Below are 25,535 nucleotides of genomic sequence, written 5' to 3' on the forward strand. Positions count from 1 at the left end.
AGAAGATGATACATTATCTGCAAGGAGAAGAGAAAGCGAGAAGCCGGAAACTGTGGGAAGAGGCCTTTCCGGAGGATTCTCAGGCGTTCCGGGATTATTATTATACAGAAAAAACAAAGGATAATGAAATACTGGTCCTGGAGGAGCAGGGAAAAGTGATGTCCATGCTTCATCGAAATCCCTATGACCTGGCCCTTGGAAAGCAGACGGCAAAATGTGATTATATCGTGGGAGTTGCCACAGATAAAGAACACAGAAGAAAAGGGTATATGCGGCAGTTAATGGAACGGGCTTTAAAAGATATGAACGCAGAAAAAATGCCGTTCTGCTTTCTCATGCCGGCCTTTGAAGCGCTTTACCTGCCCTTTGATTTTACCTATATTTATAAAAAGCAGAACCGGGTTCTTACGGATAAAGGTCTCTCTGCTTTTAAAAGCAGAGAAGCAACGCATGGGGAATTAAAGGAAGCTGCCGCTTACATGAACCAATGGCTTGCGAAAAGATATGAAGTGTATGCAAAGAGAGATTTTGCCTACATGGCCCGGCTGAAAAAAGAACTGGAAAGTGAAAACGGCTGCATGGAACTGCTTTACAGTGAAAATACCCTGGCAGGAATCAAAGCCCGATGGGGTATGGAAAAGCCGGAAGAAAGGATGCTGTTCTGTGAAGAAAGTTATGCAAGAAACACAGGAGAAGCAGTTCCCTGTATCATGGGCCGGATTGTAAATTTTGTAGAATTTGTTCGGTCCATCCGGCTGCAAAAGGGTGTGAAGGCAGGGCATGATACGATTCTTTTGGAACTGCAGGATGACATTCTGCAGGAAAATGCGGGACTCTGGCGCTGGACTTTAACCCAGGACGCCTCTGCGGCTGAAAAAATTTCCGGCACGGCCGTTGGGAAAAACGGAGAAAAGGCGGAACCGGATATGAGACTTACGGTTTCGGAACTGACGGCCTGGCTTTTGGGGTATGCCCTGCCGGGGGCAGCAGAAAAGTGGGCCCATGTGGTGCGCCCGCTTACCGGCGTGTTTTTAGACGAAATTGTATAAAGTGCTGCTTAGGCAGAAGTGTGACGATATTTTCCGGGAGACAAACCTGTTGTCTGCCGGAAAATTTTGATAAAGTGGCTTTCACTGGAAAAGCATAAAATGGTACTGATTTCAGAGACGGAATAATCGGTGTAAAGCAGCATATTTTTGGCAGTGTCGATTTTTTCCTGCCGGACATAAGCCATGGGGCTTAGACCTGTCTCCTCCCGGAACAGGTGGGAAAAGCGGCCCGTACTCAGCCCGGAAAGTTCCCCCAGTTCTTTTAACGTGATTTTGTCCTGGACATGGCTCTGAATATAGTTTATTGCTTTTCGGACAGAACGGGAAAAGGCAGGAGAGAGTTTCCGGTGCTTTACTGCATTGGCAAAGTCCCGTATGGCTCTGGTCTGGAGTTTTTGAATCTGTTCCACGCAGGTACAGGACTCAGAGGTCTGAATATAACTGTCACTCATGGCATAAGCCAAATTTTCGGGTACTCCGGCGTCCATAGCTGCCCGGGTAACCTGTGTAGTAAAGGAAATCATGATAATCTGCGCCTGACGCAGAGGGTTTTGGGACAAAGTTCCCGCTTTTCCTGTAGTTCCCATTAAGCGCAGGCGTTCTTCAGCCAAATCAGCGTCGCCCATACGGACGGCTTCCAGCATATTTTTTTCATATAAATAAGGCGTATGGGGGATAAAGGATTCCCTGCTCTCCAGCAATATTTTTCTTGTTTTCTTATCTAAAAAATCAAAAGAATCCGTATTGAAAATTTCCATAAAAAATCCACTCCTTTTTTGTACAGTATACCAGAGAATTATCAGCATGAATATGATAAAAATAGCAAAAAAATAATATTTTTATTTGCAGAAGTGTGTTAAGTTTATTTCATAAAATATCAGTTTATCATAAGGAGCGATGAGACAATATGAAACGTGATGTAAAAGCGATTGTAAAGGAAATGACTCTGGAAGAGAAAGCCGGAATGTGTTCCGGTAAGGATTTCTGGCACTTGAAAGGAGTAGAACGTCTGGGTATTCCGGAGGTCATGGTGAGCGACGGACCTCATGGGCTGAGAAAGCAGGCAGAGGAAGCGGACCATCTGGGATTAAATGAGAGCATTAAAGCCGTATGTTTTCCTACGGCCTGCGCAACGGCCTGCTCTTTTGACCGGGATTTGCTGCAGGAAATGGGAGAAAGACTGGGAGAAGAATGTCAGGCAGAAGACGTGTCTGTGATTTTAGGCCCGGCTGTCAATATCAAACGTTCCCCTCTGTGCGGAAGAAATTTTGAATATTTCTCAGAAGACCCCTATCTGGCTTCTCAGATGGCAGCTGCACATATTAAGGGTGTGCAGTCTAAGAATGTGGGAACTTCTATTAAGCACTTTGCCGCAAACAATCAGGAACACAGGAGGATGTCCTGTTCTTCAGAAATTGATGAGCGTACCTTTAGGGAAATTTACCTGGGCGCTTTTGAGACAGCCATTAAAGAAGCAAAGCCGGACACAGTGATGTGCTCTTACAACAAAATCAACGGAGAATTTGCCTCTGAAAACCATCGGCTTCTCACAGAAATTTTGAGAGACGAATGGGGATTTGAAGGTTATGTGATGTCTGACTGGGGCGCTGTCAATGAGCGGGTAAAAGGTTTAAAGGCGGGGCTGGATTTGGAAATGCCGGGAAGCGGCGGCTATACAGATAAAGAAATTGTGGAGGCTGTGAAAAACGGAACCATGGACGAATCCGTTCTGGATACAGCTGTGGAAAGAATTTTAAATGTGGTGTTCCATTATGTGGACAACCGCCAGGAAGGAACCTTTGACCGTGAGGAAGACCATAAGCTGGCAGCGAAAATCGCAGCAGAGTCCATGGTACTTTTGAAAAATGAGGGAATTCTGCCTTTGAAACCGGAAGGAAAGAAGATTGCCTTTATCGGAAAATTTGCAGAACAGCCAAGATTCCAGGGCGGCGGAAGTTCTCATATTAACTCTTTTAAAATCACCAGTGCATTAGACGCAGTAAAGGAAGTTACAGAAGTGACTTATGCCCAGGGATATGACATAAAGGAAGATAAAACAGATGAAAAGCTTCATAAGGAAGCCGTGCAGGCGGCGAAGGAGGCTGATGTTGCCGTGATTTTTGCAGGTCTTCCGGATGCGTTTGAGTCAGAAGGATATGACAGAACACATATGAGAATGCCCCAGTGCCAGAATACTTTAATTTCAGATATTACAAAAGTGCAGAAAAATGTAGTTGTAGTGCTGCATAACGGCTCTCCGGTAGAAATGCCCTGGGCGGATGACGTTCAGGGGATTCTGGAAGCTTATCTGTGCGGAGAAGCCGTAGGACAGGCAGAAGTAGATTTGCTCTTTGGCAAGGCTAACCCGTGCGGTAAACTGGCTGAAACGGTTCCTTATAAGCTGTCAGACAACCCGTCTTACCTATATTTCCCGGGAGACGGAAAGACGGTGGAATATAAGGAAGGCGTCTTTGTAGGCTACCGTTATTATGATACCAAGGAAATGCCGGTGCGCTATCCTTTTGGATACGGATTAAGCTATACAACGTTTGCATACAGCGATATGCAGATTTCCGCAGAGGAAATCAAAGATACGGATACGCTGAAGGTATCTCTGAAGGTGAAAAATACAGGAAATGTGGCAGGAAAAGAGATTGTACAGCTTTATGTAGCGGATAAGACAGGCGCAGCCAGCCGTCCGGTGAAAGAACTGAAAAACTTTGTGAAAGTAGAATTGCAGCCACAGGAAGAAAAAACCGTGGAAATGGAACTGGATAAGAGAAGTTTTGCGTGGTACTGCACGGAACTTCAGGACTGGTATGCGGCAACCGGAGAATATGAAATTCTGGCGGCAGCGTCTTCTCAGGATGTACGTCTTAGAAAAACTGTCCGAGTGGTTTCTTCCCAGGAAATACCGCTGCATGTACACATGAACACTACCATCAGTGAACTGATGGAAAATCCAAAAACCAACAGTGTGATTCAGGAACTGGCCAGCAGCCTCATAGAACATATGGGCGGTTCTCAGGACGGAGAAGAAGGAACAGCAGCAGCAGAAGCGATTACCCCGGAAATGTCCATGAAAATGATGGAGAACGCGCCTCTTCGCGCTATGCGCAGTTTCATGGGAATGAATGGAGAGGAACTGGAGGCGTTGATTAAAAAATTGCAGGAAGCAGCGTCAATGTAGCAAAAACGTACTTTTCGTTGTGTCATAATGTTAAATCTATGTAAAATATGTTAAATCTCTGTATAAAATATTGCGGAATTTGCTCATAAAAGGTATAAAAGTAAGGAAGAGATTAATAAAACGTAAAAATTGCATGAATTGCAATGGGAGGAAAAACGTGAAGATTACAGATTTTTTCAGTCTTTTAGGAGGACTGGCATTATTCCTTTACGGAATGCAGATGATGAGCAACGGACTTGAGGCAGCAGCAGGAAACAAGATGAAACAGATTCTGGAAAAGCTGACTGCAAACCGTTTTCTGGGTGTTTTGGTAGGTGCCGGAATTACAGCCGTTATTCAGTCTTCATCAGCCACCACAGTTATGGTCGTGGGCTTTGTAAACTCAGGCATGATGACTTTAAAACAGGCCGTATGGATTATTATGGGTGCCAATATCGGTACCACAATTACCGGACAGTTAATTGCCCTTGATGTCGGTCAGCTGGCGCCGCTTTTTGCTTTTGCAGGTGTGGCTTTGATTGTGTTTGTGAAGAAACAAAAGGTACATCACTATGGTTTGATTGTAGCCGGACTCGGTATTCTGTTTATTGGTATGGAAATGATGAGCGGCGCAATGATGCCTCTTAGAGAGTCTGAGGCTTTCGTCTCTCTTATGACGAAATTCTCCAACCCGGTACTGGGCATTCTGGCAGGTATGATATTTACAGCTCTTATTCAGTCTTCTTCTGCGTCTGTAGGTATTCTGCAGGCTCTTGCATCCAGCGGACTGATTGGACTGCCAAATGCAGTATTCGTACTGTTCGGACAGAACATTGGTACTTGTATTACAGCAATTCTGGCTGCTATCGGCACAAACAGAAATGCAAAACGTACTACAGTGATTCACCTGATGTTCAACATTATCGGTACGACTATCTTTACCATCGTATGTATTCTGACTCCGCTGACCTCACTGGTGGAAAACTGGACACCGGGAAATGTTTCAGCACAGATTGCAAATATGCATACATTATTTAACATTGTAACAACACTGCTCCTTCTTCCATTTGGAACTTATCTGGCAAAACTTGCTGTCAAGATTCTTCCGGAGAAACAGGAAGAAATGGAAGGCGTTATGCACATGGAGTTCATTCATCCAATGGAAACCAAAAGAGATACTCAGATTGGTCTTTCCGCTATTGCGGTTACGGGTATTAAGAACGAACTTCACCGTATGATTGGCATGGCAAAAGAAAATGTAGAAAAGAGTTTTGTATGTGTGAAAGATGGAAAGAGAGAACTCTTAGAGGAAGTCAGAGAGCGAGAGGAATATATTGATTATCTGAACAAAGAGATTTCCAAATATATTTCCAAGGTGCTGGTAAATGAAAGCAATCCGGGAGATTCCCAGTACATCAGCGCGCTTTTTAAAGTGTGCGGAAACGTAGAGAGAATCGGCGACCACGCCATGAATATCTGCGAATATACCAAGATGATTGAAAAACAGGGAATTACCTTCTCTGCAGAAGTAAAAGAAGAAATGGATGAAATGCGTGAAATTTGTGGAAAAGCTTTAGATTTTCTGTCACAAATTGAGGATAACTCCGGAAAGAACATTCAGGCTATCGAAGACTTTGAGCAGAAAATTGACGATATGACAGAGGACTACAGACAGAAGCAGATGGTTCGTATGCAGAAGGGAACCTGCTCAGAGGAAGGCTGTATTATCTACTCTGAAATGCTGACAGATTTTGAACGTATTGGTGACCATATTCTGAACATTGGACAGGAAATGGGTATGGGAAAAGTCGGAGCATAAGAAAACATTTATGAATACCTTGTAAATTAGAGGCTGTGGCATTAAGCACACTATGTGTTTCTTGCCACAGCCTTCATTGCTGACACAAAGAAACCCCTAATTCCCTCAAGATTAAGGGAATTAGGGGAGTTGAATAGGCGAATCCTATTTTTTATTCGCTTGTTCTTATTCTGTCCACCAGACTGCCTGTTTGCATTCTCTTATAAAGCAGTGGTGGAATCAGAGCACAGATTCCAAAGGCTATCATAAAGAGCAGGAGATTTTTTAGGACAGGAACGCAGAACGTCATACCGTAAATGTTCATAAAATGAAAAATCACATATCCCAAAGGCACTCCCGCCAGAAGGGAAAGCAAGACGGAGATTACGCCGTATCCGAGACCTTCTGTCATAAGTACCCGTCTTATTTGCTTTTGCGTCATCCCCAGGCTTTCCAGTACAGCGAATTCTCTGGAACGCTCCTGCACGCTGGCAGTCATCATATTAAAATAATTCATGAGCGTCAGAAGCGCCAGAATCAGTCCCAGGCCATTTCCAAAGACTTTTATTTGAGTTTCCGTTTTTGACATATTTTTATAGGATTCCAGCTTGGATTGGAAACCAACGCGCTTTTCACCTGCGAAGATTTGCTTTATCTGTGCTTCTGTTTCTTTGGAAAAAGGTTTCTCATAATCTGCATAAACTACTTCAATGGGGAACTCGCCTGCAAGTTTTTCCGCAAATTTTTCACTGACTATAATCTGCGGGTTGTAGCCACCGGAAAAAGAGGCGGGAGAATTCGAAAGAGAAGCGATTTTTACAGAATACATCTGCTGGCTTTTTCCGGGAAAGTAAAAAGTCAGATTTTTTCCCACGGCTTCTTTTGGGGATACCCAGTAGTTCTTTTCCAAGAGGGCAATTTTTCCTTCAAGAAACAGGGTTTTATCCAGCGTATTTCCCAGTTCTTCGTTTAATACGTCAAATTCTGTTTCGCTGATACCCACCAGACGGCTTCCAAACATGTTATTCATAGTTTCCGTATCTTTTTTATAGGCGTCCATGGTTTCATTATAATTGCCGCCCGGTGTCATTCTGGACTCAAACAGCCGTTTCAGATATCCTCCCAGTGCCTCTTTCTGATAAGGAATACAGATATCTGTGGTTTTGACTGTTCGTATATTCTTTACACCGGGAACGGATTTTAGCTTCTGCAGTTTCTCAGAGGTAAAAAGCTGTGTTTCATCTTCGCGGAGCATGGTATTATTTTCCAATGCAATATCGCTGTCAGAAATAGTATTCAGTACGCGTTTGGAATCATATTCCATCAAAAGTATACTTACAATCAGAAAAAGCGAAAGCACAAGAAAGAACGAGGTTAAAATAGCAAAGGTCTGTTTTTTTCGACGGAACATATTTCGCCATGCCATGGCTCTTATGCTGTTGCTGCCTTTGGCTTTTGTTCTTTTGGACTGGAATTTTAAATCGGCTTCTGTATAACGTACAGCCTCCATAGGAGCACATTCCCCTACAATTTTTGCAGGTTTTCTGGCACTGATAAAGACAGTAAAAGCAGAGAAAATCCCTGCACACAGACAGATAATTCCATAGAGGAGAGGGGTATGTACGGCTTTTATCCCATCTCCGGGATCCAACAGGCGGATGGCCTGGGGCAGAATCTGATTTAACATAATCAGTCCCAGGAGAAGCCCCAGTGGAATTCCTCCTGCGGCATTCCAGAAGGCTTGAAGATAAACCAGGTGCCGAAGCTGGGGAGTCGTCATGCCAAGAGTCCGTAACTGCCCAAAGTAACGGATATCTTTGGCAATGGAAATATAAAGCGTATTGTAAATAAACAGATACCCTGCGCTGAAAATCATGAAAAGTAAAAAAATGATGCCTGCCGCTGTTTTCAGGTAGTAGAAAATTAAATCCGGGTCCGATTCCAGAATCTGGCGGTCGGACAGATTCAGCTGTTTTTCCAGGGCTGAAATATTTTTCTGGGTATACAGAGAATGTTTTAAGGAAAGGAACAGGTAACCTTGTCCATAGCTTGTCTGGTCAGCGCCCGTAGTTTCGTAAAAAGCTTTTGATACAAACCCTTTGGACTGTCCCGTATAATCTTTGAAATAGCCGGAAAGAGTAAAGGTTTCCGTAAAAATACTCTGGTCTGCTTCCTGGGCAGTCTTTGGCTCTTCTTCTGTAATATTGTAATAGGTGACAGGAATTTTCATGCCAAGGGTGGGATTCTGAATACCCAGTTCCTTCAGGGCGTCTAAAGAGAGCATGATTTCGTCCTTGTTCTTTGGAAAACATCCCTTTACAGATTCAAAAGCAGGAAGAAGCTGTTTTTTCCACCCTTCTTTGTCACTGTAAAACAGTTTCACCATACTGGAATATTGGCCGTTTCCCTGGGTAATCATGGCACACTTCACTTCCAGCCCCGAGGCGCGGATATAATCCAGTTGTTTTACTTTTTCTATCTGGTCAGGGCGGGGCTCTGTCAGGGCGATGTCGTAATCTCTGCCGGACATCATAAGGTTTCGCCTGGAAAGCGCCTGGGTGTACTGGATTCCGATTCCGATAACGGTTATCAACAGGAAGGAAGTCAGAATAATGGCAAGGATGGTCAGGAGGTTTCGCTTTCTGTTTGCCTGATAAGTGGTGCGGGCTATGCGGGAAATGGTCTTTTTATTGTTTACTTTAATCATAAATCCCACCTCCGCAGATTCGTCCGTCTTCCAGCCGGATTATCCGCTGGGACATCTGGGCAATTTCTTCATCATGGGTAATCATGACCACAGTCTGGTTCAATTGTTCCTGGCTGATTTTTAAAAGCCCCAGAACGTCCTGTCCGGTTCGGGTATCCAGATTACCGGTGGGTTCGTCGGCCAGTACAATGGCAGGTTTGGCAGCCAGAGCTCTGGCCAGAGCGGTTCTCTGTTGTTGGCCGCCGGAAAGCTGGCCGGGCATGGCATAGCGCTTTTCAGACAATCCCAGCATGTCCAGAATGTGGTTTACATAATCCTTGTCCGGCCGGATACCATCCAACTGAATGGGAAGCACCACATTTTCATACACATTCAGCAGGGGCAGGAGGTTGTAATTCTGAAAAACAAAACCGATTTTTCTGCGCCGGAAAATGGTCAGGGAATCTCTGTCCATCTGGGAAATATCCTGTCCGTCTGCCAGCACCCGTCCCGAAGTGGGGTTGTCCAGACCGCCCAGCATGTGCAGCAGCGTGGATTTGCCGCTGCCCGATTTACCTACAATAGAGAGAAATTCGCCTTTTTCTACGGAGAGATTGACGCCGTCCAGGGCTTTCACAACCGTGTTTCCCAGCGGATAATATTTTTTCAGATTTTCTGCTTTTAAGATAGTCATAGAAATACTCCTTTCGATTTCTGTATTTTGCATTACAGTAACTATAGCAGAATAATCTTTCCACATTCTGTCTCAAAAGTGACAGTTTTGACAGATTTCAAAAGTATACGGAATTCGAAAGAGCATGTCTGGAAAGAAACACCGAGAAGTCGCTGCCTTTGCCTGGGGAAGAATCCACTTTGATATACCCGCCCTCCTTCGCCAGAATTTCCCTGGCAAGATACAGCCCGATTCCCAGACCTTTTTCTTGAGACACAGAAGGGGAGCGGTAAAACCGCTGAAAAATCATGCCCTGTTCTTTCTCTGAAATTCCCGGTCCCTGGTCCCGGACATGAATACGGATAAAGGAATCGTAGCTTTCTGCAAAAAGCTGAATTTCAGAACCTTTGGGGGCATATTTTACAGCGTTGTTCAGTATATTTCCCAGGGCTTCTGCTGTCCATTTCATATCGAAAAATGCCTGGAAATCTTCGCCAGAAATCTGAAAGGAAATATGTTTTTTCATGGCCTGCAGCTCTTCCGCCTGGCAGACAAGCCCCAGAAGCTCTGCTGTACCGGAAAAGGCGGGATGAAGAGCAAGCATGTCACTTTCCAGATAAGAAGAATGTACCAGTTCTTTCATAAAGAAATCCAGTTTTTCTGTCTGTGCCTGTATTTTCTGCGTCAGGGCTCTGCTCTGGTCATCGATTTCCGCCTCGGCCAGAAGTCCGGTGTACAGCATGATATTGGTCAGGGGAGTACGTACCTGATGAGAGATGTCAGCAATCAGAGATTTTACCACATTGCGCTCTTCATCTGCCTTTCGATAACTGGCATTGGAAATATCTAAAAGACGGTTTATCCGCTCAGAAATGGCAGCATCTGCAGATTCATCAAAAACAGCCAAAGTCTTCTGGCCGTCCAGGGCTCTGTCCAGGATTTCCAGTATATGATTCATTTGTTTGTCCAGATTTTTCCGATACTGAACCATGGCGAACAGGCACACAGACAGCAGCAGAAGCAGAACAAGGATTCCCAAAAGCAATAGTTTCATTTCGCATTCTCCCACATATACCCTTTTCCGTAAATCGTTTTGATGTACTGGGGATTGGAAGGTTTTTCTTCCAGTTTATCCCGCAGTCTGCGGATACCTACAGACAGGGCGTTGTCCTCTACATATTCGGTTCCGTCTTCCCAGACCCATGCCAGAAGCCGCTCCCGGGTGAGGATTTTTCCCTGGTTAAATACGAGAAGATAGAGAATTTTCTGCTCAGTGCGGCTTAATTCTATGGCTTTTCCGTCCTTGTAAAATTCCATGGTGGAAAAGGAGAAGCGAAAAGGTTCCTGCATATACTCTGATTCCTGTTTGGGACTGATTCTGCGCAGCAGCGCCCGAATACGCGCCCGAAGTACCATGGTGCTGAAGGGTTTGGTGATATAGTCGTCTGCTCCGCATTCCAGCCCCCGTACAATGTCCAGTTCCATGTCACGGGCAGTCAGGAGGATAATGGGAACCTTGCTTTCTCTGCGGATGTCCTGGCAGAAGGCGAAGCCGCTGCCGTCAGGAAGATTGACATCTAAAAGCAGCAGGTCAAAGGTCTGGCTTTTTAAGGCTGCCGCCGCGTCTTTGACTGTGCTGCATACGGTAAAGGAAAAATCTTTGTCTTTTAAAGCCATCTCCATGCCAAACGCCAGTTCCTCATCATCTTCCAGTATCATGATATAGTTCATAGTCCTGTTTTATCCTTTCCCATTGTTCTTGCAAAACGTTGCTCTATTGGGATTATTGTACCTGTCTTGTTGTACATTTTCAAGTGTGTGTGGTATGATTAAGAAACACAAAGCCAAATGCCAGGCTGGCAGACTGAGAAAAATGAGGACAAAAAGACATGAATAAAGCAAAACAGATACTTTTAAAAGCCCTTTCTTCGCCGGATTCCAGGCTGGATGTGGAGAAATCCAGAAAGCTGATGAATCTGAAAGCCTTAGACCCGTTAAAGCCTTTTTACCGGACTTTAGATACAAAGTTTTACCGGGAAGGACGGGAGATTCCCCTTCGGATTTATTTTCCGGACAGTGAATCTTATCAGACTGCAGAGGCAGTGCAAAAGGGCGACATGACGGATAACATTTACCCTGTGCTGCTGTATATTCACGGCGGTGGGTTTGTGACGGAAAGTGTGGATTCCTACAGCCGGGTATGCCGGAATCTTGCAAAGCACACCCGTCATGTAGTGGTAGCTATTGACTATCCCCTGGCGCCGGAACACCGGTTTCCTACACAGGTGGAGGACTGTTACGCTGTGGCAAAAGCGGTTTTTGCGGACAGGAATCTGCTGAATGCAGACCCGGACTCCATTACCATTATGGGAGACAGCGCAGGAGGAAATCTGACTGCGGCTGTGACCTTAATGGCAAGAGACAGAGGGGAGTTTGCGCCGCCCAGACAGATACTGATTTACCCCTGTGTCAACAACAATTACCGGGAGAACAACGGCTTTGCTTCCCTTATGGAGAACGGGCAGGATTACCTGTTGACACGGCAGAATATGGCGGATTATCTGGACTATTACCAGTCTTCAGAGAGGGACAGAGAAAACCCTTATTTTGCTCCCCTTCTGGCAGAGGATTTCACCAATCTGCCGAAAACTCTGATTATTACCGGGGAATTTGACCCGTTAAGAGACGAAGGAGAGGCCTTTGCTGCAAAACTGGCAAAAGGGGGAAACCAGGTGGAATGTCATAGAATTGCAGACGGGATTCATGGATTTTTTCTGCTGGAAACCTTTCATCCGGCAGTGAAGAAGACTTATGAATATATAAATGAATTTCTGGAAACAGAGGGGATACAGGATTAAAGAAGGGGGAAAAAATTGTGCCAGGAAGAGGAAGAAAATGGCGCTCACTGGAGAATACAGCCAAAATATTTCCGGCTACCAGCGGGAAAAAGGATGAGAGGGTGTTTCGGATTTCCTGCCAGATGAAGGAAGCTGTAGAGCCGGAAAAGCTGCAGAGGGCGCTGGATTTATGTGTGGAAGACTATGCGCTTTTTCTCTGTGTACTGCGGGGCGGACTCTTTTGGAACTATCTGGAGGAAACTCATTTAAGACCGGTGGTGAGGGAGGAATACAAGCCGCCCTGCAGTCAGATTTATGTCCGGGATCAGAAGAATCTGCTGTTTGAAGTGACTTACTACCGGAAGCGGATTAACTTTGAAACTTATCATGCCCTTACAGATGGAACCGGGGCTATGCAGTTTGTAAAATCTTTGCTTTATTATTATCTCAAAGAACTGCACCCGGATAAGGTGAGCGGTACGGCGGACCAGGTAAGGCCTGACGCCACAGCGGCAGAGATGTCGGAAGACAGTTTTGAGAAATACTATTCCGACCGGGGAAAAGAGGAAAAAATCCCGAAATACCGGGCGCATCAATTACATTACCGGAAGACGGAATACCACATGCTGCACCTGACAGAAGGAATCTTGTCAGTGAAGGAACTGCTGGAAACGGCTCGTTCTTACGGCACGACGCTGACTGTATATCTCACGGCTGTCTATTTGTGCGCCATTGCACAGGATATGAGTGAAAAGCAGAAGAAAAAGCCGGTGGCCTTAATGATTCCCGTGAACCTGAGAAACTATTTTCCCTCGGATTCGGTACGAAACTTTTTCGGGTGGATTGATATTGGATATGATTTTTCCAGCCAGAGTGAAAAGCTGGAAGATGTTATCGCGTTTACGGCAAAATTTTTTAAAGAAGAGCTGACGCCCCAGCGGATTGCGGCCAGAATGAACGGTTTTATGCGTATGGAGAAAAATCCTTTTATGCGGGCGCTTCCCCTGCCTTTGAAACTGTGGGGCATGCAGGCCGGAGCCAGACTGTCTTCTGCCAATGGAACCGCTGTGTTTTCCAATATCGGAAAGATTACGATGCCGAAAGAATGCAGGGAATATATAGACTGGTTTGATTTTTATACCACGACGCCCAAAATGGAAATTTGTATGTGTTCCTTTGAAGATAATCTGACTATCAGCTTTACTTCCCAGTTTGCAGAAAGCCATGTGGAGCGGAATTTCTTCCGTATGCTGACAGAACAGGGGACAGCGGTGCGTATTATTTCCTGGAATGAGGAAGACTGGAAAGGGGGAGAATGAGTATGCAGTACTGCAGTAAGTGCAAAGTTTCCATAGAGACGCCTCATAAGAGATGTCCCCTTTGCCAGGGAAAGCTGGAGGGAGAAGGTGAGGAGGAGAGCAAGCTGTTTCCCGACTTGTCGGGAGAGAAATCCAGAGTGTTTCTGGGATTTAAGGTGTTTACCTTTTGCTGTATAGCGATTCTTGTTCTGGGGTTGGCGGTCAATCTCATGTTTCCCGCACCGGTATTCTGGGCAGGCTTTCTGGCGGCGGCTGTTGTCTGTATGTGGATTCTCACGGCAGCGGCCTTTATCAAAAGACGGAATCTGCTGAAAAATACGTTGTGGCAGATGGTGCTTTTGTGTGTGGTGTTTCTGTTCTGGGATTTTCTGACCGGGTATCGGGGCTGGTCTTTAGAGTACGGAATTCCTGTGGTAATTCTTCTGGTATTTCCTGTGCTTACGGTCATTGTGAAGCTGATGAAGCTGCCGGCATCTTATTATATGATTTACTATCTGCTGGCCTGTGCAGCAGGGCTTTTGCAGCTTCTGTTCTGGCCTGCGGGACTGGTGCAGATGCATAGAGTCTGTGTGCTCTGCGGTGCGGTATCGGCCCTTGTTTTTGCGGGGCTTGGGATTTTCCAGGGGAAATATGTCTGGGAAGAAATGAGGAAAAAGACTCATATGTAAGAAAAAATAGGAATGTCATATCAAGCACAGGGAGAAAATTCCTGATATCAGCTTGATATGGCATTCTTTTTCGATTATTTTAGAAAAGTAATTTCAACGGTAAACAAGTCTGCGTCTGTCAGCACCTCCAGCCGTCCGCCCTGGAGCTCTGTGAAGCTCTTGGCAATAGCCAGGCCCAGTCCGCTGCCTTCTGTGTTTCTGGAAGAATCTCCCCGGACGAACCGCTCGGTAATCTCGCTGGGATTAAAGTTCAGCTCTGTTGCAGAAATATTCTTCATAATAATTTTTACATGATTTTCTGTGTTTTCCATGTTGACGTATACCCTGGTACCGGGCATGGCGTACTTGGTAATGTTTACCAGCAGATTTTCAAAAACCCGGTAAGTGCGCTGGCTGTCCAGCGGAAGAATCACTTTTTCTTCCGGAAGCTGCCACCGGAATACCAAATCCGTAGCGTCAATTTTGTCCTGCAGTTCCAGTTTGACCTGACGCAGAAGACTGACAATATCAATGTCCATAATGTTTAAGGTAACGGTCTTGCTGGTGGCCTTGCTGATTTCAAACAAATCTTCAATCAGAATTTTCAGCCGGTTGGCTTTCTGGTCCAGAATCTGAATGTAGCGTTTCCGTTCTTCCTCCGGCAAATCCTCCTGTTTCAGCAAATCCACATAAGTGATAATGGCCGTCAGAGGGGTTTTTAAATCGTGGGAGACATTGGTAATCAAATCTGTTTTCATCTTTGTGCTTTTCACCTCTTCGTCAACAGCTTTGGAAAATCCTGTCTGAATCTTGGAGATTTCCTCACGGAAAGGCTCGAATACCCCTAAGTCCTCGGGAATGGTACCGTTTAAGTTTCCTTTTGCCAGTTCATTGGTGGCTTCCAGGAGAAGCTGGTACTGGTCCTGGATTCTTCGCAGGTACTTCCGCAGCAGGAAGAACAGGGCAATGGAATAGACCACCAGTGCGCCGATTCCGAAGAACCACATCAAGCTGATAAAGCCCAGGATAATAAAGTTAATCAGCACGATTTTCAGTAGAGCACGGTTGCTGTCATCCTTTAAGTTTATATGAAGGAGTCCGTCATAAGTATTCCGGCAGAGCTTGCACAGCCAGGGCCAGATACGGTAAATCAGTACCCGTTTTTTGATATAGCGTTTCAGTCCCATGGTAAGCATGGTACGCAGGCAGCCTACAGTCCAGTAAACTACAGCAAAGAGGGCAATCCAGCCAAAGAGTCCCCAGGTGTATTGCAGAATAGTTGCCGGAAGTTCCGGTGTGCCGATGCTGGTAAGTACATTGTAAATGGCCTGTGTATTCAGCGCAGAAGGGTCTGTGAGAATGGATTCTGCGATACTGATGGCACAGATACCTGTTACAAAGATAATTTCAAAAGGCGTATGGAAGATTTTTTCTTCTCCCGTCTGCAGCGGCTGAACAAAAGGAAGCAGAAGAGCGCCCAGAGCGACAAAACCGGCCAGAGCCAGGCACAGAACCAGCAAATCGCCATTGTAAGAGCCTGTTTCCAGATAATAAGAGTAATCGCTTTCCAGGAAATCGGGAAGCACGGCGTTGGTCATAGCGAAGCAGTAAATGCGGCTCTGCGGTTTCTGGAAGGTACGGCGGAAATTGTAGTAATCGCTGAATTCCTCTGTGGGATTCTGTTTGGCAATCTCATTTAACATCTGAGATTCTGCGCCTTTTTGCTGAGACAGGAAGGAAGTAGACTTCACAGTGCCGTTTTCGTTGTATTCCACAATAGCGGCAAAGGCATATTCAGAATCCTCGTCTAAGACACCGCGCGTCCGCATATTGGAAAGCGCCGTATAGAGAGAATTTTTCTCCTCCGTGCTGCCACGGTTAGTGTCGATAATATCCTTGCTTTCTCCGTCCAGTACGTCGTATTCCAGATAAGTACGAAGATGAGAAAAATCAGACTGCCAATCGTTGTATTTTTCTTCCATGTCGTAAACTACAGAGTCGATGTCCGTGTAATCCTGAGAGTCCGTAGTCTCCGATGAGGTACTTTCTGCAGTCTTTGTCTCTCCGGTAGAGAAGAACATGTCGTAAGCGCTTAACGTATTGTTGTTTTTGCTCTGCAGTTCTTCCCCGTAGAGCACATAGCAGTTTTCTACCAGTTGGTTTAGCAGGCCGGACTCTGTAAAAGACAGGTTCTCCTGTTTGTTTTGCTGCCGAATATAATGGGGCCGTATAATCATCATGGCCAGAGACGGCAGCAGAATAACCAGCGCCACGATAACGGCTGTCAGTTTATGATAATTTTTCAATTTTGTATCCAACTCCCCACACCACCTTTAAATATTTTGGTTCCTTCGGATTAATCTCAATCTTTTCGCGGATATTCCGGACATGCACCATAACGGTTTCTGTGTTAATGGCTCTTTCATTCCATACCCGCTCATAAATTTCATCAGCTGAGAATACTCTTCCGGGATTTTTGATAAGCAACAGAAGAATTTTAAATTCCATGGGTGTCATCTTGACAGGCGCGTCATCCACACGGACTTCAAAGGTATTTTCGTTGACCTCCAGACCGCCCATGGTGTAGACAGTTTCCGTGCGTTCCTGCTCTTTTGCCTGGAGTTTTTCCATAAACCGCCGGTAGCGGCGCATCTGGGAATTGACTCTGGCCATAAGCTCCATAGGAGTAAAGGGTTTGGTGACATAATCGTCTGCGCCGATGTTGAGCCCCATAACTTTATCTACTTCTTCGGATTTGGCAGAGAGCATAATCACCGGAAAATCGTGTTTTTCCCGCAGCTTCATAGTCATGGTAATACCGTCCATGCGGGGCATCATAATATCCACAATGGCCAGATGAATTTCTTCCTTTTCCAGTACTTCAAGACCTTTCATGCCGTCTTCTGCCATAAAGACCTCATATCCCTGGCTCTTTAAGTAAATGGCAACGCCCTCCCGTATGTCTTTGTCATCTTCTACAATTAAAATGTGATTCATATCCATGGTTTTCTCCTGTTCCTCTGTCTATGCTACAGATAATAAAGTATAAACTAAAAAAGTGGCGTGTAAAAAAGCAAAAGAATTTCTAAAGAAAACCCTCGCAGAAAACTCAAGAAAGAAGAGGAGTCTGCGAAGGCAAAAAAATACTGTTATTTGTCAAAAAACTCTTTGATTTTATCCAGGCGTGTGGTCATGCTTCCCAGCATGGCGTCCAAAATCACCAGTGCAGCCATGGATTCCACTACGACTACAGCTCTGGGAACAATAATGGGGTCATGGCGGCCTTTAATACGGATTTCGATTTCCTCCCCTTGGCGGTTGACGGTTTCCTGTGGTGCGGCAATGGAAGGGGTGGGTTTAAAAGCTGCCCTGAAAAGAATGGGAGCTCCGTCGCTGATACCTCCGGTAATGCCGCCGGAGTGGTTGGTTTTCTTCATAATCTGCCCCTCTGTGTCCATGCGGTAGGCATCGTTGTTTTCCAGTCCGGTCAGGCGGGCTGCTTCCATGCCTTCGCCGATTTCAAAGCCTTTCACAGCCCCGATGGAAAACATGGCTTTTGCAAGGGCAGCGTCCAGCTTTTCAAAGGCAGGTTCTCCGATTCCGGCAGGAACGCCGGTGATTTCACATTCCACCATACCGCCGGAGGAGTTGGTTTCCCGCATACATTTGTCCAGATACTCCTGTGCCGCCTGAGCTGCCTGTGTGTCCGGCATGTACAGGGCATTGTTTGAAATCTCTTCTTTGGAGAAATTGGCCCGGTTAATCTGTACGGGACCAATGGAATAGGTATAGGCGGAAACCGTGATTCCCAGTTCTTTTAACAGCTTTGCGGCAATGGCCCCTGCGGCCACACGTCCAATGGTTTCCCGGCCGGAGGAACGTCCGCCGCCTCTGTAATCCCGGAAACCGTATTTGCGGTCATAGTTTAAATCTGCATGACCGGGACGGTAGCAGTTGGCAATTTCGCTGTAGTCATGAGAGCGCTGGTCCGTGTTTGCCACCATAAGGGAAATGGGGTGTCCTGTGGTTTTTCCCTCAAAGACGCCGGAAAGGATTTCCACCTGGTCGGCTTCCTTTCGCTTGGTGGTGAAACGGGACTGTCCCGGTTTTCTCCGGTCTAAGAAGGCCTGAATGTCCTCCTCGCAAAGAGAAAATCCGGCAGGGCAGCCGTCTACCACAACACCGATACCTCTGCCGTGGGACTCCCCCCATGTTGTAATGCGGAAAATGTTTCCAAATGTTGAACCGTACATAACCTTACCTCCCATTTCCATTTATAAGTTGAATACCGTGTATGCAACAATCGCCGCAATGGCCTGAATCAGCAGAATTGCCGGCAGTCCTACGGCGAATTTTCTGTGCTGTGTCTTATGTCTGAAGATACGCATACCGCAGATGGCGCCCAGAGAACCGCCGCAGACGGCAATTCCCAGCAGGGTTTTCTCTGAAATTCGCCACTGATGAAGTTTGGCTTTCTGCTTGTCTATACCGAAGCAGAGAAAGGCCAGCAGATTCACAGCTATGAGATACATCACAATATTTTTCACAATCAAAAATTACACTCCTTTGTAACTGTTCCCCGCCACATCCGGAAGGGTGATTTCCCCTGCCAGATTGCGGTAGAACATTTCCTCTATTTTTTTGCGCTCCCAGTGTTTGCCCAGAATCCACATAACTTTGGTAACCACGGCTTCTGTGCTCATGTCATAAGCCTGGAACACACCGGCATCCAGCGCGATTTTTCCTGTTTCGTAGAGAGAAAGATTGCTGCCCTCGTAAGGACACTGGCTTTTCACTACTACAATCATTCCTTTCTGAATGACGTCTTTTAAGTCGTCAATGACCTCAGAAGACAGGGTGGGAATTCCGCCCATGCCAAAGGCCTCAATAATCAGCCCCCGGTAGCCCTGTTCATACAGAAGCTGAAAAATTTTTCCGTCAAAGCCGGGTACTAATTTAATAAGAAAGACTTTTTCTTCCAGTTTGGTTTCCAGAGTACATTTGCCTCTTGGTCCCGGTATATAAGAGCGCCGCAAATCCAGCCCCCAGGAATTTACCTCGCCCACATAGGGATAATTAATGCTTTCAAAGGCATGAAAACTGGTAGTGCGTACCTTTGAAGCCCTGGTTCCCAGAATCACCTTGCGGTTAAAGGCAAGGAAAATACCGGGCATGCCGCTTCCGGCCATGTGAATGGCGCAGCGGCAGTTTTCCACTGCGTCTGCCAGTGGATTTAAAATAGAAAGCTGGCTTCCGGTAATGACTATGGGAATGGGGATATTCGGCAGCATGAAGGACAGTGCGGAAGAGGTATATGCCATGGTATCCGTCCCGTGGAAAATCACAATGCCGTCATAAGTCATATACTGCTCGTAAATCGTTTTTGCCATGGCCTGCCAGTTGGAAGGCTGGATATTGGCGCTGTCCAACTGGAACAGTTCCAGAAAATCCACGTCGTACAAATCCGTAATATCGGAAATGTAGGAGAGGATATCCTTGCTGGAAAGTCCCGGCACCAGTCCTTTTTCGTCCTGCACACAGGCCAGGGTTCCGCCTGTGGTAATAATGAGAATTTTCTTTTTCATCCTTTATTTCCCTGCTTCCCACCGTCCCGAAGCGCCGCAGGGCAGTACCAGTCCGCTCTGGGTTACGGGAAGTCCGATTTCCTGTGAATCCACGGTTCCGTTGAATTTCTTTAATTCCGTTGCCAGCATGTAGGTCAATACTGCAGGAGCAAGGCCTGTGGTGTAGGAGTTGACAAGGAAGAACAGCGGGTTGTCAGAGAGAATCTGGGTACACAGCTGAATGAGCGGGTGAATGGCATCTTCAATTTTCCAGATTTCTCCTTTTGGTCCTCTGCCGTAAGACGGCGGGTCCATGATAATGGCGTCGTATTTGTTTCCTCTGCGGATTTCCCGCTCTACAAATTTTACGCAGTCGTCCACCAGCCAGCGGATGGGGGCGTCTTTTAAGCCGGAAGACACGGCATTTTCCTTTGCCCAGGCAACCATTCCCTTGGAAGCGTCCACATGAGTGACAGAAGCGCCGGCTGCAGCCGCAGCCAGGGTGGCGCCTCCGGTGTAGGCAAAGAGGTTTAATACTTTGATGGGGCGTCCGGCTGTACGGATTTTTTCAGAAAACCAGTCCCAGTTGGCTGCCTGTTCCGGGAAAAGTCCGGTGTGCTTGAAGCTGAAAGGCTTTAAGTTAAAGGTCAGACTTTTGTACTGGATGGTCCACTGTTCCGGTAAGTCGAAGAATTCCCATTCGCCGCCTCCCTTTTTGCTGCGGTGGTAGTGGCCGTTCATTTTTTTCCAGCCTTTGTGTGTCTTAGGAGTGTCCCAGATAACCTGAGGGTCCGGACGCACCAGAAGATAATCTCCCCAGCGTTCCAGTTTTTCCCCTTTTGAAGTATCTATAATTTCATAATCTTTCCATTGATTGGCAATCCACATATTAGAATCCTTTCTGCTGAACTATCGTTCGTTTATAGCCAGTATGTGATTTTTATTAAAATAAAGCATATTCAGTATAACAGAAGGAAGGAAAGCAGGCAACCGGGGAATGGTATTTTAGAGCGGTATTTTGGAGAGCGGAGCAGGGAAACAGAAAGATGGAATCTGGAAAACAAATTTCGGCAGAAAAGAAGAGGTCGTTGCGTATGGCATAGGGCTTCTTGTTTTTCTCGAAAAACAGTGGAAATGCGGGAATGCCTATGTTACAATATTTTCAAAGCATTATATTTCCAATAATCTAATATGTCTATTGCGGTATTCTGCCGTGTCTGAAAATCTGACAACATATCAAAGGAAAATCTCAATGCTTTTATTCATAGAAAACAGGAACAAATGCAGAGAGGTGGAACAAAGATGTGCGGCGGAAGGATAAGGTTTGCAGTGTCTGTACGGGAAACTTCCTGCGAAAGAAAGAGGAGGTAGCTATCTTATGGAAGCAAGAAAAACAATCCCGAACAGAGCGTACAAATCAACGGTGTTTGCTATGTTGTTTGAGGATAAAGAACATTTATTGGAACTTTATAATGCGGTCAGCGGAAAACATTACACAGACCCGGAAATGCTGGAAATTAATACACTGGAGAACGCTATTTATATGGCACAAAGCCCATAGAGTTGCCGTCACCGCGCTTTGTAGTGTTTTATAACGGTTTGGAAGAACAGCCGGACACGAAAATCTTAAGATTATCAGAATTGTATACAATAAAAGAAAAGTGTAGTTTGGAATTAACGGCGGTTATGCTGAACGTAAACAGCGGACATAACAAAGAACTGATGAAAATGAGTCATACCTTATGGGAATACGCAGAATATACGGCGAGAGTGAGAAAGTATGCAGAGGAAATGGAACTGGCAGAAGCAGTAGAGCGAGCCATAGAAGAGTGCATAAGGGAAGGAATTTCTGGAGAAGAATAAAGCGGAGGCAAAGAACATGAGTATATTTGAATATGACCAGGAGAAACATATGAGACAGGAGAGGGAAGAAGCCTGGGAGGAGGGCAAAAAGGCTGGAGTTATCGTGGGGCTTGCACAAGGAAAGCGAGAGTTGCTTTGCGAATTGATACAGAAGAAAGTACAAAAAGGAAAAACTACGGAAGAAATCGCAGAAGAATTAGAAGAACCACAAGAGGTGATAGAAAAAATTTTGCAAGATTTAAACGGCTCCTCATCTAAATAAAACAGAGAAAAGAAGAAGTTTGTGTTGATATGCAGCTTCTTCTTTTTTGCTATAGAAGAACTGCCAAACGATGCACTGTCTGATATTAGAGCATGAGCAATGACCTAAAAAAAGTTCCAATATACAAAAATAATACAAAAAAATAGAAAGAACCAGAAATAGTAAAAAAAGGAATGAATTTATTCCTAAAGAATTTTTAGGCGGTATGCTAAAATACATATATAAACAACGCAAGGTAATTGTAGTTCCTTTTGACGGAGAGTCCCTGAAGAGTTTTGCGGAAAGCAGATATGAAGGGATTGAGCCTGTAGGGGATAGTAATATTCAGACATGGCAGAATGAAAGATATAATAACTACGGCGGCATGAAATCTTTCCAGATTCAGCGTCAGCCGGATACCGAAGGTCTGGGAGACGCCGGCAATTCAGGCTGGTGGTGGCCGGACTGGGAATATGACAACAAAATCGGTTTTCTGAAATATGACCTTTCCCAGTATGAGGCAGAAAACGAAGGAAAAGAAATCGAAAGCGCATATCTGTCTCTGAATTATCTGGGAAAAGGTGCAGGTGATGCCAAAACAGACCGTGTAAGAGTTGTTCTTTCCGATACGGAATGGAAGGAACTGGCTGGGAAGAAGACACATCGGAAGACGACGTTGCCTGTTTGAATATGCCGAAGCTGAATTATGACGCGAATGACCTTGAGCATACTTCTGCTGTTTCGGAAGAGTTTGCCACAGAGGAAGGAACAAAGACAATCAGAGTAGATGTGACAAAACTGGTTCAGCAGTTTAAGGAAGAAAATCCGGATGAACAGCAGATTGCATTTGCACTGAATGAAACGGAATCCGGAAACCGACTTAGATTCGGCGCCAAAGAGGCAGGAGAAGGATACGGAGCAAGACTGATTGTAAATTATACGGATGCAGAAGAACCGGAGAATCCTTCAGAGACAACAGATAAGACCGCACTGAATCTGGCTGTTACTATGGCTGAAAAGCTGGAGGCAGAACAGACAGAAAGCGGCAGCTATACAGAAGAGACCTGGGAAGCCGTTCAGACTGCACTGGATGAGGCAAGAATTCTTCTGGAGAATCCGGAAACCACTCAGGCAGAAGCAGACAGTGCATTCTTAAAACTGATGACAGCCATCAACCTTCTGGAAAGCGATGTGCAGAAAGCAGGACTTGGCGCGGCCATTGAGGGTGCAAAAGCTATCCTTGCAGATGCATCTGCTCTGGCAGAGGCAGAAGTAGTTTACGCAGATACAGAAGCCACCCAGACGGCAATCAACCAGGCGGCTACAAACCTGATGACCGCAGTGAATAACCTGCTGGTTACAGAGACGGACAATAGACTGGATATCCTGATTCAGAAAGCAGAAGAATTGCTGCAAAAAGAAGATCAATATACCAATGACAGCGTACAGGCATTAAAAGACGCCCTGGAAGCAGCAAAAGAGGCAGCAGCAAAGAAAGATGCCACGGAACAGGAAATCAACGATGCCTATAACGCTCTGGCAGAAGCCATGGCTTCTCTGGTGCGGGTTGCCAATAAAGACGAACTGAAAAATGCTCTGGATAAGGCAAATGAAATCCTTGTTAATGCAGGAAAATACACAGACAGCAGTCTGGAAGGTCTGGAAGCAGCAAGGGATGCAGCTCAGAGTGTATACGACGATAAGAATGCCTCTCAGGAAGAAATCGAAGAAACGCTGACAGCCTTGATTAACGAAATCCTGGAAGTGCGTCTCCTGGGTGATGTCAATCTGGATGAAGTTGTGGACAGCGCCGATGCACAGGCATTACTGAGATACAATGCAGAACTCGATGAACTTAGCGAAGAACAACTGGATGCAGCGGATGTGAACCGGGATGAGGCAGCAGACAGCAGCGACGCAGGACGAATTTTGCAGTATACGGCGGAGATGATAGAAGAATTCTGAGTTGTAATATAGTTTCCTGATGATAACGCAGACAGAAAAATCGTTACAATCCTTAAAAATAACTGGATTGTAACGATTTTTTAGTATACGACTGTCAAACTCCCGCAATTTATATTGACAAATGAAAAGAGAAAATTATAATAACAAATAGTTAGATATAACTAACTGATGCGAAGACAACAGGAAAAGAAAGGAGAACGCTATGGAAAAGAATAGAAAGCAGCCGGGTATTGTCAGCAGCCGGAGTGCAGAGGTGGCAGAATTTCTGCAGCTGATATGCGGGACAGAGGAAGCGCAGGCAGAGAAAGAGGCCTGTGCACTGGAAGGAATGTTGGGAAGTGAAGCTATGCAGAGTATTTATGATTTTCTGAAATATGGGGAAGTATATGAGAAACGAATGGAGAGCAGCAGGCTGCGGAATTTGTACTGTACAGGAACTTCTGTGCATGGGATGGGACTGTATTGCCCGGATAGCCGCTATCCCAGGTCCTTATCCGGGGATTATGAAGATTTCTGCCCGGAAAGCTGCCTGCACGTCAGAGAGCAGGAATGTGTTTTCTATCTTTTGCCCAGAGAACAGAGATACAAAAAGCAGCTTTGGTATCAGGATACCGGGAAGTGGAAAGCGGCAAAGAGAGACGGAAAGGGATTTCGCCTTCCCTCGGAAATTTTTGATTTTTTTCTGAGCCCGGATGACCCGGTGATAGAAGCGGAAGGTCTAGTGGCGCTTACGGAAAATGGAGAAAGCCCCAAGGAAGAGAACTGCCGGGAACTGAATATTCATTTATACAGAGGATGAAAGCATGGAACAGGGAGAAAATTTTAAAAGGGAAGGCTTGCCGGCTTTGCAGCAGGTTTATTATCTTATGGAACTGGAACGGCTGGGGAGAAACGGAAAGAAAAGGGGAAGTGTGACCCGGATTGCAAAAACCTGCGGAGTACACAGAAGTTCTGTGAACCGTTATTTTAAAAAGTGTCTGGAAGAGGGGTATCTGACGGAAGGACTGGATTTGACAGAAAAGGGAAAAAAATGGCTGGGAGAATACAGGCAGCTTATCCGAAGACTCAGGGTGTATTTTCAGGAAATGGGCATGGACGAAGCAGAAACAGAGGGTAACGTCCGGGTCATGATAGAACATATGGAGCCGAAGACCATACTTTGTATGATACAAAAGCAGACAGAACAGGGGTCATTGCGGGAACAGGAGGCAAAGCAGATGGTGGGAGGAATGATTCACTATGGCACCTATCCGGTGGATTTTGCCCTGTACCGGCAGGACGGGAAAAAGCAGGGAGAACGCTCTATGGCAGACCGGGGCTTTCAAAAGCCTGCTCTTTTGCGGCACAACCGCAGAGGCAGTTATCTCCAGCTTGAAATCTGTGAGACTCAGGGAAAATCCAGAGTCAGCGGAATTACTATGAGAGGACATTTGGAATCACTGAAGTATCGGGACAGGGGGATTTTATGTCAGGCGGATATCCGGGCCGGGCGTCTTAAAATTCCTCTCAGGGTCTTTGCCTTTCGGAAAAAACAGGACGGAACCTTGAAAGGAATCCTGCCGGTGACGGTAAGCGCCAGCGTGGGAAGAACCCATATGCCGGAAAGTACAGCGTTGTTGATTTTCTGGTTTTAGGAGTGTTTCGCCTGCTTTTTGTAATTTTTATTCAGCGCTGAAACAGCAGATTTTGAAAATGCCCAAGGAAAAAACAGTGGATTTTGAGGA

General features: G+C 45.7%; 24 protein-coding genes. 13 read left to right on the forward strand and 11 right to left on the reverse strand.

What is annotated here, in order from left to right; translation table 11 throughout:
- Positions 1–5: 5 nt before the first annotated feature.
- Complete coding sequence (locus tag WKT17_RS11590) at positions 6–1,049, forward strand: GNAT family N-acetyltransferase (RefSeq protein WP_340272923.1); 1,044 nt, start codon at positions 6–8, stop codon at positions 1,047–1,049.
- An 8-nt stretch (positions 1,050–1,057) separates the two neighbouring features.
- On the opposite strand, the gene WKT17_RS11595 is transcribed toward WKT17_RS11590, so the two are convergent.
- The gene (locus WKT17_RS11595; RefSeq protein ID WP_173749008.1) at positions 1,058–1,807 is read right to left on the reverse strand and encodes a helix-turn-helix domain-containing protein; all 750 of its coding nucleotides are present in this window, start codon (positions 1,805–1,807) and stop codon (positions 1,058–1,060) included.
- 149 nt (positions 1,808–1,956) lie between these two features.
- Here WKT17_RS11595 and WKT17_RS11600 point away from each other — a divergent pair, with 149 nt between their 5' ends.
- Both WKT17_RS11600 and WKT17_RS11605 read left to right on the forward strand, forming a co-directional pair.
- Complete coding sequence (locus WKT17_RS11600) at positions 1,957–4,239, forward strand: glycoside hydrolase family 3 C-terminal domain-containing protein (RefSeq protein WP_340272925.1); 2,283 nt, start codon at positions 1,957–1,959, stop codon at positions 4,237–4,239.
- A 157-nt stretch (positions 4,240–4,396) separates the two neighbouring features.
- A complete protein-coding gene (locus WKT17_RS11605; protein ID WP_173749010.1) occupies positions 4,397–6,037 on the forward strand; it encodes a Na/Pi cotransporter family protein in 1,641 nt (546 codons plus the stop codon).
- 151 nt (positions 6,038–6,188) lie between these two features.
- Here WKT17_RS11605 and WKT17_RS11610 read toward each other — a convergent pair whose 3' ends face one another.
- The 4 genes from WKT17_RS11610 to WKT17_RS11625 all read right to left on the reverse strand — a co-directional run bounded on the left by WKT17_RS11610 (position 6,189) and on the right by WKT17_RS11625 (position 11,106).
- Complete coding sequence (locus tag WKT17_RS11610) at positions 6,189–8,723, reverse strand: ABC transporter permease (protein WP_340272927.1); 2,535 nt, start codon at positions 8,721–8,723, stop codon at positions 6,189–6,191.
- Positions 8,716–9,396, reverse strand: coding sequence for an ABC transporter ATP-binding protein (locus tag WKT17_RS11615; RefSeq protein ID WP_173749012.1), 681 nt, complete (start codon positions 9,394–9,396; stop codon positions 8,716–8,718). The genes WKT17_RS11610 and WKT17_RS11615 overlap by 8 nt, the downstream gene beginning before the upstream one ends.
- 97 nt (positions 9,397–9,493) lie before the next feature.
- On the reverse strand, positions 9,494–10,429 hold the full coding sequence (locus WKT17_RS11620; protein WP_294541631.1) for a sensor histidine kinase: 936 nt from the start codon (positions 10,427–10,429) through the stop codon (positions 9,494–9,496).
- Positions 10,426–11,106, reverse strand: coding sequence for a response regulator transcription factor (locus tag WKT17_RS11625; RefSeq protein ID WP_173749014.1), 681 nt, complete (start codon positions 11,104–11,106; stop codon positions 10,426–10,428). The genes WKT17_RS11620 and WKT17_RS11625 overlap by 4 nt, the downstream gene beginning before the upstream one ends.
- Positions 11,107–11,264: 158 nt before the next feature.
- On the opposite strand from WKT17_RS11625, the gene WKT17_RS11630 reads away from it, so the two are divergent.
- The 3 genes from WKT17_RS11630 to WKT17_RS11640 are packed head-to-tail and all read left to right on the forward strand — an operon-like array spanning position 11,265 to position 14,199.
- A complete protein-coding gene (locus WKT17_RS11630) occupies positions 11,265–12,233 on the forward strand; it encodes an alpha/beta hydrolase (protein WP_173749015.1) in 969 nt (322 codons plus the stop codon).
- A gap of 17 nt (positions 12,234–12,250) precedes the next feature.
- Positions 12,251–13,531, forward strand: a complete 1,281-nt coding sequence (locus tag WKT17_RS11635) for an alcohol acetyltransferase (RefSeq protein WP_173749016.1) — start codon at positions 12,251–12,253, stop codon at positions 13,529–13,531.
- A gap of 2 nt (positions 13,532–13,533) precedes the next feature.
- A complete protein-coding gene (locus WKT17_RS11640) occupies positions 13,534–14,199 on the forward strand; it encodes a DUF6320 domain-containing protein (RefSeq protein ID WP_291682379.1) in 666 nt (221 codons plus the stop codon).
- Between the two features lie 74 nt (positions 14,200–14,273).
- Here WKT17_RS11640 and WKT17_RS11645 read toward each other — a convergent pair whose 3' ends face one another.
- From WKT17_RS11645 to WKT17_RS11670, 6 genes are all read right to left on the reverse strand, one after another.
- On the reverse strand, positions 14,274–16,496 hold the full coding sequence (locus tag WKT17_RS11645) for a sensor histidine kinase (protein ID WP_294459439.1): 2,223 nt from the start codon (positions 16,494–16,496) through the stop codon (positions 14,274–14,276).
- Positions 16,468–17,181 carry a response regulator transcription factor gene (locus tag WKT17_RS11650; RefSeq protein WP_173749019.1) on the reverse strand — a complete coding sequence of 238 codons (714 nt, stop codon included), beginning with the start codon at positions 17,179–17,181 and terminating at the stop codon, positions 16,468–16,470. Before WKT17_RS11650 ends, WKT17_RS11645 begins: the two co-directional genes overlap by 29 nt.
- Positions 17,182–17,327: 146 nt before the next feature.
- Entirely contained in the window at positions 17,328–18,431 is a 1,104-nt protein-coding gene (gene aroC / locus WKT17_RS11655) for a chorismate synthase (protein WP_294459437.1), read from the reverse strand.
- Positions 18,432–18,452: 21 nt separating this feature from the next.
- Positions 18,453–18,725 carry a DUF1294 domain-containing protein gene (locus tag WKT17_RS11660; RefSeq protein ID WP_330489572.1) on the reverse strand — a complete coding sequence of 91 codons (273 nt, stop codon included), beginning with the start codon at positions 18,723–18,725 and terminating at the stop codon, positions 18,453–18,455.
- Between the two features lie 9 nt (positions 18,726–18,734).
- Positions 18,735–19,763, reverse strand: coding sequence for an asparaginase (locus WKT17_RS11665; protein ID WP_173749021.1), 1,029 nt, complete (start codon positions 19,761–19,763; stop codon positions 18,735–18,737).
- Between the two features lie 3 nt (positions 19,764–19,766).
- Complete coding sequence (locus tag WKT17_RS11670) at positions 19,767–20,630, reverse strand: class I SAM-dependent methyltransferase (protein WP_173749022.1); 864 nt, start codon at positions 20,628–20,630, stop codon at positions 19,767–19,769.
- Positions 20,631–21,120: 490 nt separating this feature from the next.
- Between WKT17_RS11670 and WKT17_RS11675 the strand changes: the two genes are divergently transcribed.
- The 7 genes from WKT17_RS11675 (at position 21,121) to WKT17_RS11705 (ending at position 25,445) form a co-directional block, all read left to right on the forward strand.
- On the forward strand, positions 21,121–21,303 hold the full coding sequence (locus WKT17_RS11675) for a hypothetical protein (RefSeq protein WP_330593650.1): 183 nt from the start codon (positions 21,121–21,123) through the stop codon (positions 21,301–21,303).
- 107 nt (positions 21,304–21,410) lie between these two features.
- Positions 21,411–21,605 carry a hypothetical protein gene (locus WKT17_RS11680; RefSeq protein ID WP_330593649.1) on the forward strand — a complete coding sequence of 65 codons (195 nt, stop codon included), beginning with the start codon at positions 21,411–21,413 and terminating at the stop codon, positions 21,603–21,605.
- 16 nt (positions 21,606–21,621) lie between these two features.
- Positions 21,622–21,867 (forward strand): hypothetical protein, encoded by a 246-nt coding sequence (locus WKT17_RS11685; protein ID WP_294459432.1) that lies wholly within the window; start codon positions 21,622–21,624, stop codon positions 21,865–21,867.
- Between the two features lie 205 nt (positions 21,868–22,072).
- On the forward strand, positions 22,073–22,534 hold the full coding sequence (locus WKT17_RS11690) for a hypothetical protein (protein WP_294541620.1): 462 nt from the start codon (positions 22,073–22,075) through the stop codon (positions 22,532–22,534).
- A 2-nt stretch (positions 22,535–22,536) separates the two neighbouring features.
- Positions 22,537–23,811, forward strand: a complete 1,275-nt coding sequence (locus WKT17_RS11695) for a dockerin type I repeat-containing protein (protein ID WP_294541663.1) — start codon at positions 22,537–22,539, stop codon at positions 23,809–23,811.
- A 202-nt stretch (positions 23,812–24,013) separates the two neighbouring features.
- Positions 24,014–24,610 carry an iron dependent repressor, metal binding and dimerization domain protein gene (locus WKT17_RS11700; RefSeq protein ID WP_294541617.1) on the forward strand — a complete coding sequence of 199 codons (597 nt, stop codon included), beginning with the start codon at positions 24,014–24,016 and terminating at the stop codon, positions 24,608–24,610.
- A 4-nt stretch (positions 24,611–24,614) separates the two neighbouring features.
- Complete coding sequence (locus WKT17_RS11705; RefSeq protein WP_294541615.1) at positions 24,615–25,445, forward strand: hypothetical protein; 831 nt, start codon at positions 24,615–24,617, stop codon at positions 25,443–25,445.
- Positions 25,446–25,535 lie beyond the last annotated feature (90 nt).

Origin of the sequence: Blautia sp. HCN-20427, from assembly GCF_037890365.1 — a bacterium.
Lineage (GTDB): Bacteria > Bacillota > Clostridia > Lachnospirales > Lachnospiraceae > Blautia.

Coding starts and splice junctions, on each gene's coding strand:
- WKT17_RS11650 (WP_173749019.1), bottom strand. CDS start 17,181: ATGGATATGAATCACATTTTAATTGTAGAAGATGACAAAGACATACGG.
- WKT17_RS11705 (WP_294541615.1), top strand. CDS start 24,615: ATGGAACAGGGAGAAAATTTTAAAAGGGAAGGCTTGCCGGCTTTGCAG.
- WKT17_RS11595 (WP_173749008.1), bottom strand. CDS start 1,807: ATGGAAATTTTCAATACGGATTCTTTTGATTTTTTAGATAAGAAAACA.
- WKT17_RS11600 (WP_340272925.1), top strand. CDS start 1,957: ATGAAACGTGATGTAAAAGCGATTGTAAAGGAAATGACTCTGGAAGAG.
- WKT17_RS11620 (WP_294541631.1), bottom strand. CDS start 10,429: ATGAAACTATTGCTTTTGGGAATCCTTGTTCTGCTTCTGCTGCTGTCT.
- WKT17_RS11610 (WP_340272927.1), bottom strand. CDS start 8,723: ATGATTAAAGTAAACAATAAAAAGACCATTTCCCGCATAGCCCGCACC.
- WKT17_RS11690 (WP_294541620.1), top strand. CDS start 22,073: ATGCTAAAATACATATATAAACAACGCAAGGTAATTGTAGTTCCTTTT.
- WKT17_RS11670 (WP_173749022.1), bottom strand. CDS start 20,630: ATGTGGATTGCCAATCAATGGAAAGATTATGAAATTATAGATACTTCA.
- WKT17_RS11685 (WP_294459432.1), top strand. CDS start 21,622: ATGAGTATATTTGAATATGACCAGGAGAAACATATGAGACAGGAGAGG.
- WKT17_RS11700 (WP_294541617.1), top strand. CDS start 24,014: ATGGAAAAGAATAGAAAGCAGCCGGGTATTGTCAGCAGCCGGAGTGCA.
- WKT17_RS11615 (WP_173749012.1), bottom strand. CDS start 9,396: ATGACTATCTTAAAAGCAGAAAATCTGAAAAAATATTATCCGCTGGGA.
- WKT17_RS11675 (WP_330593650.1), top strand. CDS start 21,121: ATGGAAGCAAGAAAAACAATCCCGAACAGAGCGTACAAATCAACGGTG.
- aroC (WP_294459437.1), bottom strand. CDS start 18,431: ATGTACGGTTCAACATTTGGAAACATTTTCCGCATTACAACATGGGGG.
- WKT17_RS11695 (WP_294541663.1), top strand. CDS start 22,537: ATGCCGAAGCTGAATTATGACGCGAATGACCTTGAGCATACTTCTGCT.
- WKT17_RS11665 (WP_173749021.1), bottom strand. CDS start 19,763: ATGAAAAAGAAAATTCTCATTATTACCACAGGCGGAACCCTGGCCTGT.
- WKT17_RS11640 (WP_291682379.1), top strand. CDS start 13,534: ATGCAGTACTGCAGTAAGTGCAAAGTTTCCATAGAGACGCCTCATAAG.
- WKT17_RS11590 (WP_340272923.1), top strand. CDS start 6: ATGATACATTATCTGCAAGGAGAAGAGAAAGCGAGAAGCCGGAAACTG.
- WKT17_RS11625 (WP_173749014.1), bottom strand. CDS start 11,106: ATGAACTATATCATGATACTGGAAGATGATGAGGAACTGGCGTTTGGC.
- WKT17_RS11630 (WP_173749015.1), top strand. CDS start 11,265: ATGAATAAAGCAAAACAGATACTTTTAAAAGCCCTTTCTTCGCCGGAT.